Origin of the sequence: Mucilaginibacter sp. L196 (genome assembly GCF_009765905.1) — a bacterium.
In the GTDB taxonomy this organism is placed as follows: domain Bacteria; phylum Bacteroidota; class Bacteroidia; order Sphingobacteriales; family Sphingobacteriaceae; genus Mucilaginibacter.
In genome coordinates, this window is record NZ_LMUO01000011.1 from 103,519 (window position 1) to 118,625 (window position 15,107).

Consider the following 15,107-nt stretch of genomic DNA (forward strand, 5'->3'; position numbering starts at 1 on the left):
TTCACGTGTGGGTTTTATATGCAGAGCAATTTTACGATATTTTTAATTTTCCAGCAACTCAATTTGCCAGGCAACCTGCTCTTCGGTTACAGGGAATAACGCATTGTGGCGTATTGTATGATGTACTGCCTCAAATATATGTTCATAGCAGCCTTTTTTACCGGGGATCATCTCTGTTGTTTTGGTGCCGTCAATGCCGATTGTTACCAGTTTACCCTCATTATTTTCGGGTTCAAAACCATAGGCCGGGTTGGTTGGCAACATGCCTTTATCTAACTGATCTTCCTGTACATCGGTACGATTTTTAATAAAACTACCCACGGTGCCATTAATCACAAAACCAGCCTGCGGTTCAACGGTAAGCATGCTCGATGTTAAATACACATTTAGCTGGTTAGGGTAAGTCAGGCGATAGCTGAAATAATCCGGCACTTCTGAGCCTTCGCGATGGATGGAGGTCACCCTATCAAACGATAAGGGCTTACCAAATAAACTAATGGCGTTATCCACCAAATGCGCGCCAAGATCATACACCAAACCCGCCGCAGGCATATCCTTCTTCTCTTTAAATAATTTTGGTCCGATGGCTGCTTTGTATCTATCCAACCTAAAATGCACTTCTATCAGTTCGCCAAGCTTGCCACTTTCTATTAGTTCTTTGGTAGATAAAAAACCGCTGTCGTAACGGCGGTTTTGGTAAACCATTACATGCCGGTTGAGCTTGCGGCCTAAATCATACAATTCCTTCACCTCGGCAACAGTAGCGGCGCAGGGCTTTTCTATCAGCACGTGTTTGCCCGCATGCAGGGCTTGCTCCGCATGTTCAAAATGCAGGTAGTTGGGTGTATTTACGATGATTAGCTCAATCTCGTCATCATTCAGCAAGTCATCAATAGCATTGTAGCTGATGATGCCGGGATACGTTTTCGCGGCTTTCTTTTCGTGGCGCTCTACCACTGCTTTCAATTTAAATGCGGGGTTAGTGGCTATAAATGGCGCGTGAAATATCCTGCCGGACATTCCGTAAGCCATAATTCCTGTTATAATAGGTTTCGACATGTATATATTATTTATTGGCTCATACTATCATGTATGGCGGTTATTGCATCAAGGTGTTTTTGTAATACGGGTAATGTTTTTTTGGCGTAAGCCTTAATATCAGGGTCTTGTATTTTGGTTGAGGCTGTGGTGAAATCGCTTACATCATTTTTATGGTCCTCTATCATCATATTTACATAAGCCTTATCAAAATCGTTGCCTGTTTTTTTTGCCAGTTCTGCCAGCATTTTTTGTTCGTCGGCAGCTGGTTCTGTAGGTAAAGTTAACTTTTTAGCGGTTGCCATCGCCATTAATTTGGTATTGGCTTTGCCATGATCCTTAACCATCATCAACCCAAAGTTTTTAACCCTTTTACTCTTACCGTTTTTTATGGCGAGGTTGCCCATTTCAATTTCGGCAAGGTTGCCTGCGGCTGCCTTTACAGCGAATAATGAATCTTCCTGATCTACTACCAGGTTAATTTGGGGTGCGGTAGTATCCGGCGCGGCCTCTGTCGGGCTTACGATTGTATCCGAAGTGGCGCTGTCATTATCGGCACCGTTGTTGCCACTTTTAGCTGAATGATTACAAGCCTGCGTTGCCAGGGCAACCGATAAAATAAATAAAATAGTCCTAAAGTTTTTCATAGCAATGGGGTATTCTTATGCTTACAACAACATAACTCATCTTGATAGGTTTTATTCTGTTAACAGAGGCTTAATATATGTTAAATTATTTGAAAGTTCGGAATAGGGTCAAGGCAGGAAAGTAATGCGCAAAATGCATTGACGTGTTGACTCACCCGGTTTTCGCTCAGCCGCTCAACCTGCCCTCTCTTTTGCTGTGCGACAAAGAGGGCACAAAAAGGAACATTTTAGTTTCTTACCCTCTTTGCGCCACCGGCGGAGAGAGGGTGACCAGCGAAGCGTAGTCGGGTGAGTAATCCCCTCGAATTCACGTTAAATTATTGTGTTCAATTAAGTTTTATTATTTTTGGGCACATAAAATAAACAATATGAATTTCCCTGCTGAATTAAAGTACACTAAGGACCACGAGTGGATAAAAGTTGAAGGTAATGTTGCTACCATTGGCATAACCGAATTTGCACAGCGCGAACTGGGCGATATTGTTTATGTTGACATTCCATCGGTAGGCAAAACCATTAATAAAGATGATGTTTTTGGAACAGTTGAAGCTGTTAAAACAGTATCAGATTTATTTATGCCAGTTACCGGAACTGTTGATGAAACAAACCCGGCATTAGATAGCCAACCTGAATTAGTTAACAGCGACCCTTACGGCGCAGGCTGGATGGTTAAGGTTACCGTTAATGCTGCCGACGTAGAAGGTTTATTATCTGCCGACGCGTACAAAGCCATTATAGGCGAATAATTAATGCAAGCAACCCTAAAATATTACTGGCCCGCAATTTTGTGGGCCTTATTTATTTTTATCCTTTGTACCATTCACCTGGGTACAATTACGCAATCCCCTTTATTTTTCCCGGGGGTTGATAAGCTGGTGCATTGCGGGTTCTTTTTTGTGTTTGTAATTTTTTACAGTCAGGGGCTGGTTCGGAAACATAAATTAATCCGTTTTCCGTATAAGTATGCGATAGCAATTGTGGTAATAGCCATTTTATACGGGTATAACATTGAGCTATTACAAAAATATGTTTTCACCTGGCGCGACTTTGAATGGAATGATGTATTTGCCGATTCGGTTGGAGCCTGTATGGGGATGTTTAGTGTGTTAATTTTATCGGCAGCGTTTAATCATGAAAATAAATAAATTACTCCTTTTTACAGCTTTACTAGTTGTGGTAAGTTTTTCTTCCTGCGGGATATTTAGCAAGGGATGTGGTTGCCCTACGTTTGGGAAGGTAAAGCAGCACAATTCAGTATCGCCATTGCGATCCGTTGGCTAACGGAAAGGCAATCCCAACCTGTACAAAGCAAATCTGCATGTCTTTTCTCGCACAATTTCTCCACCATGTCATTGCGAGCGGGTTCTGTGAAGAGCCTGCGCGGCGAAGCAAACTCGTCGCGTTCATCTGCATGCTACGAGTTTGCTTCGTGGTTCCTCCTCGCAATGACAAATAGTTAAGAAAAAGCCCGGTATCCAAAATCTTACAAACCACCAACAAATTCCCACTAACCTTATTTGGATTTAATTTAAATAAGCGTACATTTGCTTAGTTCATAAGCACAAACATATGAGGCTCTCACAACTTGAAGTAGGCGAAACCGGAATTGTAAAGGAATTTACCGACTTAGAAATGTCGGTAAAGTTGATGGAAATGGGTTGTTTGCCTGGTGAAGAAGTCAGAATTGAACGCATTGCCCCACTGGGCGATCCAATTGCCATAAATGTTGCCGGTTATCAGTTAAGTTTACGTAAGCGCGAAGCATATACCGTAGTGCTTCAATAGTTTTTTAGGCATTGAAAGCTGATATAAGAGTCGCACTTGTAGGGAACCCCAACACCGGAAAATCAACACTTTTTAATGTTTTAACCGGTCTCAATCAAAAAATAGGAAATTTTCCCGGCGTTACCGTTGATAAAAAGGTAGGTTATACCACCTTGCCCGATGGTCGCACTGCTGAGATAATCGATCTTCCCGGTACCTACAGCATCTATCCAAAAAGCCAGGATGAATCCATCGTGTTCTCTGTTTTGGCAGATAAACACAATGCGCATACCCCCGATTTGGTGGTGATCATCCTCGACGCATCCAACTTAAAAAGAAATTTACTGCTCTACTCGCAGGTAGCCGATCTGAAGATCCCGGTTGTTGTTGCCTTGAATATGATGGATATGGCTAAAAAAGCCGATATCGACATTGATGTAAACCTATTCGCTAAAAAACTGGGTGTACCGGTGGTTCCCATCTCCGCAAGGAAAAATGAAGGCACCGCAGCATTAAAAAATGCCATATCATTCGCTAATAAATTCGCTTTTCAGGAAGATAGTATAGATGTAAATACCATCGCCCCGGAATTGGTTGAAGCCATTGGCCGTGAGTTAAATATAGATAATCCGTATCTTGCTTTACAGCTTGCGCATCAGCACGAAACCCTAAAGTTTTTAACGCCTGAGCAAAGCGATAGGATAGAGGAGCTTGAAAAAGAACATTCCTTCAACTCGCAAAAAGCACAGGGCGCTGAAACCATTGCCCGCTACGCTTTTATAAACGACTTGCTATACGACACAGTTAAAAAACCGGTAACCGCGCAAGGGGAAACACACAGCAATAAAATAGATAAAATATTAACACATAAATTCTTTGGCTTCGTGATATTCTTCGCGATACTGATGTTTATGTTCCAGGCGATCTTCTCCTGGTCGTCATACCCGATGGAGTTAATTGGTGATGCCTTTGTTTGGGTACAGGATTCACTGCATCACACTTTGCCCCCGGGTCCGCTAACCAGTTTATTGGTTGATGGTATCATAGCGGGTTTAAGCGGTGTAATGGTTTTCATCCCGCAGATCGCCATACTTTTCGCCTTTATATCCATACTGGAAGATACCGGCTATATGTCGCGTGTTACGTTTATGATGGATAAGCTGATGCGTAAAGTTGGACTAAACGGCAAATCGGTAGTGCCGTTGATCGGTGGTTTTGCTTGCGCTGTGCCCTCTATCATGGGCACACGTACTATCGAGAACTGGAAGGACAGGATGATTACCATTATGGTTACGCCACTGGTAACCTGCTCGGCGCGTTTACCTATTTATACTTTATTAATTGCCCTTGTAGTACCTAACCATAATGTTTGGTGGGTATTTAATATGCAGGGTTTGGCCCTAACGGGGATGTACGTTTTCAGCCTGATATCGGCCATTGTAGTTGCCTGGGTATTTAAATTTATACTAAAAGGTAAGGAACGTGGCTACTTTATTATGGAGCTGCCCGTTTACCGCATGCCGAGGTGGAACAATGTTATTTTCTCGATGTATGACCGCTCCAAGGCCTTTGTTTTTCAGGCAGGCAAGGTGATCATCGCTATATCTATTATTCTTTGGGTGCTTGCATCCTACGGTCCGGGCGACAGGTTTACAAAAATCGACCAAAAGTTTAGTGCGCCGCAATACACCCAACACATGACGCCCGATAGTTTGAGCCGGACAATATCATCAGCCAAATTAGAAAACTCTTATGCAGGTGTTTTAGGCCATGCCATTGAGCCGGTGATCCGTCCCTTAGGTTTCGACTGGAAAATCGGTATCGCGCTAATAACCTCCTTTGCAGCCCGCGAAGTTTTTGTAGGCACCATGGCAACCATCTACAGTGTAAATGGTAGTGCCGAGAAAATGCAGTCCGTCTACCAAAAAATGAAGGAAGCCAAAAACCCTGATACCGGGCAACCTGTATTCACGCTGGCGGTCGCATTCTCGCTCATGATGTTTTATGCCTTCGCCATGCAATGCGCCAGTACGGTAGCCATCGTTTTCCGCGAAACCAAAAACTGGCGCTGGCCCGCCATCCAATTCGCCTATATGACGGTGCTGGCTTATGCGGCGAGTTTTATAGCATATGTGGTGTTGAAGTAATTCTCTTTTGCTATTCTGTCCTATTTGTCATTCTGAGCGCAGCGAAGAATCTATCGATAGGATCACCGCTTGCAGATTAACGGATAGATGCTTCGTACCTCAGCATGACAAGGTGGTTAAGATTCTTCTTACTTGCCATTTTGGATGCAATGAAGATTCTATCCGCCGATGCACTTCATCATGCTAAGCGGCGAGCAAAGTTCTGAGATTCTTCGCTCCGCTCAGAATGACAAAGTGCATATAAAAAACCTTTATCCTTTTACCTTTCAGCTTTTAACCTTATTTTTGCATCGAGGTAAAATTGGATAAAGTAAAAGTTTTAGAAAAGTATCTTCCACCCGAAGCGGCACCGCTTATCGGCCGCTGGATCGACTACTTTAAGTGCGAATTTAAAATATCGCGCAACCGCAACACAAAATTTGGCGACTACCGTTCACCGCATGGTGACAAGGGGCATCGCATCTCCGTTAATTTTGATTTGAACCCCTACGCGTTTTTGGTGACTACCGTACACGAATTTGCCCATCTGCATACCTGGAACGAGCACAAGCACAAAGCCAAACCGCATGGTACCGAGTGGAAAAATAATTTCAAAAAAATGATGCAGCCTTTTTTTGAGAAGGATATTTTCCCTGCGGACATTAAGCATACCATTGTTAATTATCTGAATAATCCGGCAGCTTCCAGTTGTTCCGATTTGAGTTTGTATCGTGCCCTCCGCAGCTACGATGCGCATCACGAATCAATCACGACAGTTGAAAAAATACCATTAAAAGCATTATTTAAACTAAAGGATGGCAGGATTTTCCGCAAGGACGAGAAACTACGCAAACGCTTTAAATGCACCGAGATCAAGAGTAAACGGATTTATTTATTTAGTCCGGTTGCAGAGGTGGAAATAGTGGAAGATTAAGCCCTCAAAAAATCCGAAATTGCTGTAACACAACATTTTTTATTAACTTGCCTACTTCATCTTACAGATACAAGTGACTTTTCAAGATTTCAATTTCAACGAACATTTATTAGAAGGCGTACTAAGCATGGGCTACACCAGCCCAACCCCTATACAGGAAATGGCCATCCCTGCTATTTTACAGGGCGACGACCTTATAGCCTGCGCGCAAACAGGTACAGGTAAAACAGGTGCTTTTTTGCTACCGGTTTTAAACCTGATCACCCAAAACCACGAGGAAAAAACCAGCACGCTCATCCTAACCCCAACCCGCGAACTCGCCCAGCAGATCGATCAGCAGGTAGAAGGGTTGGCTTATTTTACCGGCATCAGCTCCATTGCTGTTTTTGGCGGTGGCGATGGTATCGTGTACGAGCAGCAACGCCGTGGTATACAAAATAACGTCAACATTATTATAGCAACGCCGGGCAGGCTGATAGCCCACCTAACATCGGGTGTATTAAAGCTTAACCATATTAAATATTTGATACTGGATGAGGCTGACCGCATGCTGGATATGGGTTTCTCGGATGATATTATGCGTATCATTAGCTACTTGCCAAAACAAAGGCAAACCATGCTGTTTTCGGCTACCATGCCGGGTAGGATTCGTAACATGGCTAAAAGCGTTTTACATAATCCGCAGCAGATCAATATCGCTATATCGCAACCTGCGGTAGGGATCGATCAACAGGTTTATTTGGTTAACGATCATCAGAAATCAGGTTTATTGCAGTTGATATTAAAAGAAGGAGGCTTTGTAAGCATCATCATTTTTGCATCAACAAAAGACAAGGTTAAAGAAGTTCATAAGCAATTAAAAGCCGCGCATCTAAAAATCAACGCCTTCCACTCCGATCTGGAGCAGAATGAGCGTGAAGAGATCCTGCTGAAATTCAAAAATAAACAAGTGCCTATTATTATTGGTACTGATGCGCTTTCGCGTGGTATTGATGTTGAAGGGATTGACCTGGTAGTAAACTACGACGCGCCCTCTGACCCTGAAGATTATATCCACCGTATAGGCCGTACCGCGCGTGCCGAAACTACCGGTACCGCAATTACCTTTGTTAACGACCGCGATCAGCGCAAGCTAAAAAACATTGAGGAAATGATGGACCGCCAGATCAAGCGCATAGTATTACCGGAAGTGTTAGGCGACCCAACACTCATAAAAATGGCTCCGTTAAAAAGAGACGGTGGTGGCAGAGGCGGCAATAACAGGGGTAACAACAGAAGGCAAGGCGGCCCTAAAAAAAGGTAGTGATCTTTAATCGCAATCTAATTTTCAAATTACTTCCTCGTGACCATTTTAAATGTTGTAACATCTAAATTTGTGTTGTAAAACGAAAAAGAAAACAACATGTCATTAATAGAAAAATTACAAAAGCGCGCGGCTATTAAAAACTTCGACGCTACAAAAAAATTAACTAAGGCACAGTTAGATCAGTTATTGGATTCAGTTCGATTAGCACCGTCATCAATGGGTTTGCAGGCTTACCGTATTTTGGTGGTTGAAGATCCTGATATCCGCGAAAAATTGCGTGAAGCAGCACACGGCCAGGCGCAATTAACACAAAGTTCACAAGTGATCATATTTGCTATCGAGAAGGAAATAGATAAGGATTATGGTAACTATTACCTTGATCTGATTGCTAAAACACGTGGTATTGGCCGCGAGCATTTAGCTGGTTTTGAGCAAATGGTACAAGGCACTATTGCCAGCTTGAGCGAAGAGCAAAAAATTAACTGGGCAACCAAACAAACTTACATCGCTTTGGGCGTATTGTTAACAGCTGCTGCCGAAATGGATATTGATACCTGCCCAATGGAAGGTTTTGATGCCGGTAAATTCGACGAGATATTAGGTCTGAAAGCATTAGGCTTATCTGCCGTAGTTATCGCACCAGTAGGTTACCGCTCTGACGAAGATGTTTACAGCAAAATGGAAAAAGTAAGAAGACCTAAAGAAGATTTGTTCATACATATCTAATAATTTAGGCTTTTAATAAAGCAAAAAGACCAATCTTCATCACGAAAATTGGTCTTTTGTTTTATTGTTTGAAACTGTTTATAACCGCCCCATTGTCATTCTGAGGAACGAAGAATGACAAATCATTTTGTCTTTGTTGGTGACAGCACCAAAAAGGGCATTATCTCCAATATACAGGGCGGAATGCGAGAATCTTTACCATTGTGCGGTAGCTGTCATCCTAAGCGTAGTCGAAGGACGTGCGTAAAGGCCTGCCCACATAATCGACTACGCTCAACATGATAGCCCTTGTGCACGCCTCGCCAATGACGATTACTCTTGCTCCATCAATTTAAATTCCTGTTCATCAGCGCTTGGGCCATAACTGCCGGGGATAGGGATATTTAATAATCTTAAGAATACCCCCAGTTGTGCCCGGTGATGTGAGGTTTGGCTAAAAGATACTCGTATCACTTCTGCTTTTGTTCTTACCATGTATATTTGGTCGCCGTTACGCATGGTCCAGTTTTCTTCTAACACATCTTCATTAGTTGCCTCAAGTTGGGCGCGGGCATCAGCTACATTTTTCTCCAAAACCTCCAAAACCTCTTCAATAGTATTCGGCACGTCAGTATTGTAAGGGATAGTGGCAAAATCAAGTTCATCTGTAGTAAGCGCTATTGTTATCCATGAAGGTAGTTCGGCAATATGGTTTACCAATTTGCTGATGGTCATGCTTTTGGGGTGTGGCTGCCAGCTGAATTTGTCGTTTGGTACACGTTGTAGCATGTTACGGGTGGCCTGGGCTTCCTGCTCAAGTTCCTTTAAAAACATTGGGATGATTTGCATAGCTTTTTGTTTTTTAGTTTGTAATACAAATAAACAATGCGCTAATGACAGCCCTATGTCAGTAGGATTTTTTAAATATTAAATTAGTCTTTATATCTGAATACAAAAATAAATTGTCATTGCGAGGAACGAAGCAATCGCACGTAGAAAAGCCACCTTGCAAGTTCGCGATTGCTTCGTTCCTCGCAATGACAATAGTTACACAGCGTTTAAGATTTACGAATCTTAAAACTTCGTAAATCTGTTCTCAGGTGAGGAAAGCGGCTTCGGTCTTGCTACTAATAATATTCCCACAATAAAAATCGCTCAGGCATACAAAAACGTATATTGTGTATATGAAAAGCATCACCCTAAAGAACTCACTGCTGGTATTGGCTTTTATGCTGATAGGCTTTTGCAAAAGCACCCATGCACAAAAACGCGACACCGAATTACAGGTAGGCGAAAATGTACCCTCGTTCACTTTGCACGATCAGGACGACAAGCTATTTAACGTACGCGATTATATTGGTAAAAAAGTATTGGTACTTTATTTCTATCCGAAGGATGAAAGCATGGTTTGCACTAAAGAAGCCTGCGCTTTTCGTGATGAATTTGATTCATTTAGTAAAGCCGGGGCTATGGTTATAGGTATTAACGGTGGTACTGTCGCCAGTCATAAAGAATTCCAACAGCACTATAAATTGCCATTTACCTTATTGAGCGATCAGGACAATAAAGTTTATAACCTGTTTGGTATCAAAAGCAAAATGTTCATCCCCGGCCGTGTAACTTACGTTATCGACCTGCATGGCAAGGTAGTTTACATGCACGAGGCCATGATGCAAGGCAAAGAACATGCTGATGATGCTTTAGCGTTTATTCGTTCAGCTAACAAATAGCATGATCAATTTCCTGAGAATATTATTTAGTGTGCTTTTTGTGTGGATGTGTTACGTGGTGATTACCACTAGTCTCAACAGCAACTTGTTCAACAATTGGAATTACCTGGGCGGCATCCCCTGGATGCGAGCTACGCTTTGGGATTTCTATACCAACGTAACCGTGATTTTTATTTGGCTTTGCTGTAAAGAAAATAAACTATACATGAAGATTATCTGGTTAATATTACTGGTAACATTAGGCAGCATAGCCAGCTGTGCCTATGTGCTTATCCAGTTATTTAAATTAAAACCCGGCGAGGGATTAAAGGGACTTTTTAGCAAACAAAATGGATAACAGCTCATTGCTCAGTTTAGTTATTTACAGCCTGATAGCCTGTTGTATTATTATGTTTTTGGTATGGCTATGGTCGTACAAAATTAAGAACGCGGGTGTGGTTGATATTTTCTGGTCGTATAACTTCCCGGTTATCGCTATTATTTTACTATTGTTCGCGCCGGGATTTGAAACAAGAAAAATATTACTAGCAGGTATGGTTATCATTGCCGGTTTGCGACTTGGCACACACCTGGCAGTGCGGGTATTAAAACATCTGTACGAAGAAGAACCCCGCTACAAACAAATACGTGAGGACTGGGGCGCTAACGCGGAAAAAAAAATGGCAGGCTTTTTCCAGATGCAGGCATTATCAAATGTGTTGCTGGCTATACCGTTCTTTATCAGCATGATGAACCTAAAGCCGGAATTATCCCCGCTGGAAATAGCAGGTGCTATTTTATGGGCGATAAGCGTTATCGGCGAAGCCACTGCCGACCAGCAATTAGCCAATTTTAAGAGAGATGAAAGCAATAAAGGCAAAGTGTGCGATAAAGGCTTATGGTATTACTCCCGCCATCCCAATTACTTTTTTGAATGGCTGATGTGGATGTCGTATTTCGTTTTCGCGCTGGGGTCGCCTTATGGGTATGTAGCAGTTATTAGTCCGGCTATTATATTGTTTCTGCTGCTGAGGGTTACGGGAATACCTACTACGGAAAAACAATCTTTGAAAACAAAGGGTGAAGCATTTAAGAAGTATCAGGCGAGTACGAGTGTGTTTGTGCCGTGGTTTAAAAAATAGTCTTTGGTGGGGTGGGCATGTCATGCTGTGTAGTAGAAGCATGTGCGTTAAGGCCTGCCCACATGCTTCTACTACGCTCAGCATGACATCCTTCGCTTTTATTCTTTCCCACCCATTTTTTTCAATTCTAAATCCAATATCCCCCGTACAACGTATACCTCTAAAACACAACCCTGATTATCCATGTGGTACGACAAATTAGTAGAACAAAATAAAGTCCCCGATTTTTTATTGCGTAAAGGCATCCAAAATCTGTTAAAACAAAGGTTACGCGACGAAAACAAAGGCGGTGTTGAAGCTCAGCAGGCTCACCTGATGACGTTGATAGCGCAACTGAAAGCCACATCGATAGCTATTAACACCATTGACGCTAACCAGCAACATTACGAGGTACCCACTCAGTTTTACCAATACTGCCTCGGCAAAAATTTAAAATACTCAAGCGCGTACTACAAACCCGGTGTTACCGATTTGGATACTGCCGAGCGTGATATGCTGGAGCTAACCTGTGAACGTGCCGGGTTACAACCGGGACAAAATGTGTTGGAATTGGGTTGTGGCTGGGGATCATTGTCGTTGTTTATGTCGGCTAAGTTTCCGCAGAGCACATTTACTGTGGTATCAAACTCGCGTACCCAAAAGATTTATATAGACGAGCAAGCCAAACAGCGTAATATCAAAAACCTGAAGGTGATCACCGCCGATATGAACACCTTCGAGATTGAAGACAAATTTGATCGCGTGGTATCGGTTGAGATGTTTGAGCATATGCGCAATTATGAGCTGCTGATGAAAAAAGTGGCATCGTTTTTAAAGGCGGACGGTAAACTGTTTATTCACATCTTCACCCATAAAGAATACACCTATTTATTCGAAGTAAAGGATGCCAGCGATTGGATGAGCAAATACTTTTTCACCGGCGGTATTATGCCGAGCGATGACCTGATGTTTTATTTTAATGATGATTTGATCGTTGAAAACCACTGGCATGTAAACGGCACCAATTACGGCAAAACTGCCGAAGCCTGGTTGGTAAATATGGATAAACATAAAGCCGAAATTATGCCTTTATTTGAAGAAACTTACGGCAAGGACCAGGCCGTAAAATGGTGGGTTTACTGGCGTTTATTTTATTTAGCTTGCGCCGAGTTGTGGAACTTTAACAAAGGCAACGAGTGGTTTGTAAGTCATTATTTATTCCATAAAACCAACGCATGATCCGCTTAATACTTATTGTACTATTATTTCTTCTTTCCTTATTAGCAGTTTTTAAAGCCTTTGAATATCATGTATGGTTACTGGCTATTGCGGTAACAGAGTTTCCATGGTTGCTTTCGAGCATTACCATTATCGTATTGCTAACAGGTTTTTTTGGAGGCAGATATGTATTTCCGGGAACTATCATCGGTTTGGTTGCCTTATTGTTATTCCTATCACCAATTGCAAGGGCTTATATAGTAGCCGGTAGCATAAGGGCAAATTTTGATAAAAGCTTCGGCGTTACCAATACCGACAGTACCAGCGCGCCATTCAGTTTTTTAAAGATGTTTAAAAAGCCAGTAAGTATCTCCTACAAAAAAATAACCTATGTAAAATATGCGGATACCAGCATGAGTCTCGATTTTTACCCCTCGCAAATTTTGGGTAAAAAGCCTTGTGTAATTATGGTTCACGGTGGTTCGTGGGCGGGCGGCGACAGTCAGCAATTGCCGGAGCTAAACAGTTACCTGGCAACTAAGGGCTATAACGTAGCATCTATTAATTATCGCATGGCGCCAAAGTGGCAAACACCTGCGCCGGTTGAGGATATTGTTAACTCCATTAAATACATCCGCGAACATGCAGAAGAGCTACATATCGATACAACTCAATTCGTATTAATAGGCCGTTCGGCAGGTGCGCAAATTGCCTTGCTAGCAGCCTACACCATGAATGAGAAAAACCTGAAAGGAGTAGTAGATTTTTATGGCCCTGCGGATATGGTTTGGGGTTATTCTATCCCCTCAAACCCGCTGATAATGGATTCACGCAAGGTGATGGATCAATATATTGGCGGTTCATATTCGCAAGTGCCTCAAAAGTATTTTGATTGTTCGCCATTGATTTATGTAAACAAACAGTCCGTACCGACATTGATTATACACGGCAGTAACGATGTATTGGTTTCGCCGGAGCATAGTCACCGTTTAAATGGCGCGTTGCAAAACAGCGGTGTTAAACATTATTGGCTTAAATTGCCTTGGGCTACCCACGGGTTCGATTTTAATTTGAACGGCCCGGGCGGGCAGTTATCAACTTACACAGTTTTACAATTTTTAAATACCATATGCCCCCAACCCCTAAAGAGGGAGTAATTAGGCATACGATAACAAATATTAAATGAATAATTCCAATCATAACTCCCCCTTTAGGGGGCTAGGGGGTAAAACAGCAATCATAGGAACAGGCATTGCCGGGATGGGCTGCGGGCATTTTTTGCACAAGCAGGATGACCTTACTTTTTACGAGCAGAATGATTATACCGGCGGCCACACCAATACCGTAACGGTTGATGAAGATGGCAAGCCCGTTTATATTGATACCGGCTTTATGGTATTTAATTACCACACCTACCCTAACCTGTGTCGCTTGTTTGATGAGCTGAAAGCACCGGTCAAAAAAACCGAGATGTCGTTCAGCGTACAGCATTTGCCAACGGGTTTGGAGTACAGCGGATCGAGCATTAACCATCTATTCGCGCAGCGGAAGAATATATTTAACCCATCATTTATCAAAATGCTGATGCAGATCGGCCGGTTTAATAAGGAGAGCATTAAAATTGTTGATGACCCTAAATACGCCAATTACTCCATCGGCCAATATGTAAAGGAGTTTGGTTTTGGCGATGACATGCTTTGGAAATATCTGGTACCCATGAGTTCGGCCGTATGGTCGACCCCAATGGAGCAGATGCTGGATTTTCCGATTGTTACGCTAATCAAATTCTTTCAAAACCACGGCTTTTTAGGTTTGGACACCCAGCACCAGTGGTACACGCTGCACAACGGCAGTCAATCTTACCGCGAAAAGCTGATAGCGCCTTTTAAGGACCGGATACATTTAAGCCGTAAAGCTACCAAGGTAGTACGCAACGAGGACGGCAAAGTAACCGTACATGCCTCAGATGGCACGCAGGAAGTGTTTGATCGCGTTATTATAGCAGCGCATGGCGATGAGGCGTTGGCTTTGTTAGATCAGCCTACGACAGATGAAAAGCGCTTGCTATCAACCTTTAAATATCAATACAACAAAGCGGTGCTGCATACCGACGAAAGTATTATGCCTAAAACCAAACTGGCCTGGAGCAGCTGGAACTACAGTATTGATAATCAGGGCGACAAGTTAATCCCCACCACCATTTATTGGATGAATGAATTGCAGCAGGTATCAGACAAGAAAAACTATTTTGTATCGATCAACCCGCATGATAACATCGACCCTAAAAAGATTTTAAAAGAGATAGATTACTACCACCCACTGTTTGATGTACCTGCCATAAACGCGCAAAAGGAATTACATAAGATTAATGAGAGCGGCCCAATATATTTCTGCGGAAGTTATTTTAACTATGGTTTCCACGAGGATGCTTTTACCAGCGCGGTAAATTTATGCTCGCAATTGTTGGGCAAACCTGTTTATGACGATAAAGTTTTGATCCAGCCACCGGTTTAAAAAAGTTAAAGCCGTAATAGTTTTA

General features: G+C 42.5%; 16 protein-coding genes. 13 read left to right on the forward strand and 3 right to left on the reverse strand.

Annotated features, from left to right (window positions below; genetic code table 11):
• Positions 1-42: 42 nt before the first annotated feature.
• Both GSQ74_RS07885 and GSQ74_RS07890 read right to left on the reverse strand, forming a co-directional pair.
• Positions 43-1,059, reverse strand: coding sequence for a Gfo/Idh/MocA family oxidoreductase (locus GSQ74_RS07885; protein WP_158991948.1), 1,017 nt, complete (start codon positions 1,057-1,059; stop codon positions 43-45).
• An 11-nt stretch (positions 1,060-1,070) separates the two neighbouring features.
• A complete protein-coding gene (locus tag GSQ74_RS07890) occupies positions 1,071-1,685 on the reverse strand; it encodes a DUF4142 domain-containing protein (protein WP_158991950.1) in 615 nt (204 codons plus the stop codon).
• Between the two features lie 368 nt (positions 1,686-2,053).
• Here GSQ74_RS07890 and gcvH point away from each other — a divergent pair, with 368 nt between their 5' ends.
• The 7 genes from gcvH (at position 2,054) to GSQ74_RS07925 (ending at position 8,541) form a co-directional block, all read left to right on the forward strand.
• Positions 2,054-2,431 (forward strand): glycine cleavage system protein GcvH, encoded by a 378-nt coding sequence (gcvH, locus tag GSQ74_RS07895; protein ID WP_158991952.1) that lies wholly within the window; start codon positions 2,054-2,056, stop codon positions 2,429-2,431.
• A 3-nt stretch (positions 2,432-2,434) separates the two neighbouring features.
• Positions 2,435-2,830 carry a VanZ family protein gene (locus GSQ74_RS07900; RefSeq protein ID WP_158991953.1) on the forward strand — a complete coding sequence of 132 codons (396 nt, stop codon included), beginning with the start codon at positions 2,435-2,437 and terminating at the stop codon, positions 2,828-2,830.
• Positions 2,831-3,254: 424 nt separating this feature from the next.
• A complete protein-coding gene (locus GSQ74_RS07905; RefSeq protein ID WP_158991955.1) occupies positions 3,255-3,470 on the forward strand; it encodes a FeoA family protein in 216 nt (71 codons plus the stop codon).
• A gap of 11 nt (positions 3,471-3,481) precedes the next feature.
• A complete protein-coding gene (gene feoB / locus GSQ74_RS07910; RefSeq protein ID WP_158991957.1) occupies positions 3,482-5,596 on the forward strand; it encodes a ferrous iron transport protein B in 2,115 nt (704 codons plus the stop codon).
• Positions 5,597-5,897: 301 nt separating this feature from the next.
• The gene (locus tag GSQ74_RS07915; protein ID WP_158991959.1) at positions 5,898-6,509 is read left to right on the forward strand and encodes a SprT-like domain-containing protein; all 612 of its coding nucleotides are present in this window, start codon (positions 5,898-5,900) and stop codon (positions 6,507-6,509) included.
• Between the two features lie 73 nt (positions 6,510-6,582).
• Positions 6,583-7,812, forward strand: coding sequence for a DEAD/DEAH box helicase (locus GSQ74_RS07920; protein ID WP_158991961.1), 1,230 nt, complete (start codon positions 6,583-6,585; stop codon positions 7,810-7,812).
• A 99-nt stretch (positions 7,813-7,911) separates the two neighbouring features.
• Positions 7,912-8,541, forward strand: coding sequence for an NAD(P)H-dependent oxidoreductase (locus GSQ74_RS07925; protein ID WP_158991963.1), 630 nt, complete (start codon positions 7,912-7,914; stop codon positions 8,539-8,541).
• A gap of 312 nt (positions 8,542-8,853) precedes the next feature.
• Here the strand turns inward: GSQ74_RS07925 and GSQ74_RS07930 are convergent, their stop codons facing one another.
• Positions 8,854-9,369: a DinB family protein gene (locus tag GSQ74_RS07930; RefSeq protein ID WP_158991965.1), complete on the reverse strand. Its 516-nt coding sequence runs from the start codon at positions 9,367-9,369 to the stop codon at positions 8,854-8,856.
• 335 nt (positions 9,370-9,704) lie between these two features.
• Here GSQ74_RS07930 and GSQ74_RS07935 point away from each other — a divergent pair, with 335 nt between their 5' ends.
• From GSQ74_RS07935 to GSQ74_RS07960, 6 genes are all read left to right on the forward strand, one after another.
• Positions 9,705-10,250 carry a peroxiredoxin gene (locus GSQ74_RS07935; protein ID WP_216846704.1) on the forward strand — a complete coding sequence of 182 codons (546 nt, stop codon included), beginning with the start codon at positions 9,705-9,707 and terminating at the stop codon, positions 10,248-10,250.
• 1 nt (position 10,251) lies between these two features.
• Positions 10,252-10,587 (forward strand): DUF1475 family protein, encoded by a 336-nt coding sequence (locus GSQ74_RS07940; protein ID WP_158991967.1) that lies wholly within the window; start codon positions 10,252-10,254, stop codon positions 10,585-10,587.
• Positions 10,580-11,371 carry a DUF1295 domain-containing protein gene (locus GSQ74_RS07945; protein ID WP_158991969.1) on the forward strand — a complete coding sequence of 264 codons (792 nt, stop codon included), beginning with the start codon at positions 10,580-10,582 and terminating at the stop codon, positions 11,369-11,371. The genes GSQ74_RS07940 and GSQ74_RS07945 overlap by 8 nt, the downstream gene beginning before the upstream one ends.
• A gap of 183 nt (positions 11,372-11,554) precedes the next feature.
• A complete protein-coding gene (locus GSQ74_RS07950) occupies positions 11,555-12,589 on the forward strand; it encodes a cyclopropane-fatty-acyl-phospholipid synthase family protein (RefSeq protein WP_158991972.1) in 1,035 nt (344 codons plus the stop codon).
• Complete coding sequence (locus GSQ74_RS07955) at positions 12,586-13,725, forward strand: alpha/beta hydrolase (RefSeq protein WP_158991974.1); 1,140 nt, start codon at positions 12,586-12,588, stop codon at positions 13,723-13,725. Before GSQ74_RS07950 ends, GSQ74_RS07955 begins: the two co-directional genes overlap by 4 nt.
• A gap of 25 nt (positions 13,726-13,750) precedes the next feature.
• On the forward strand, positions 13,751-15,082 hold the full coding sequence (locus tag GSQ74_RS07960) for an NAD(P)/FAD-dependent oxidoreductase (RefSeq protein ID WP_158991976.1): 1,332 nt from the start codon (positions 13,751-13,753) through the stop codon (positions 15,080-15,082).
• The last annotated feature ends 25 nt before the right edge of the window (positions 15,083-15,107 follow it).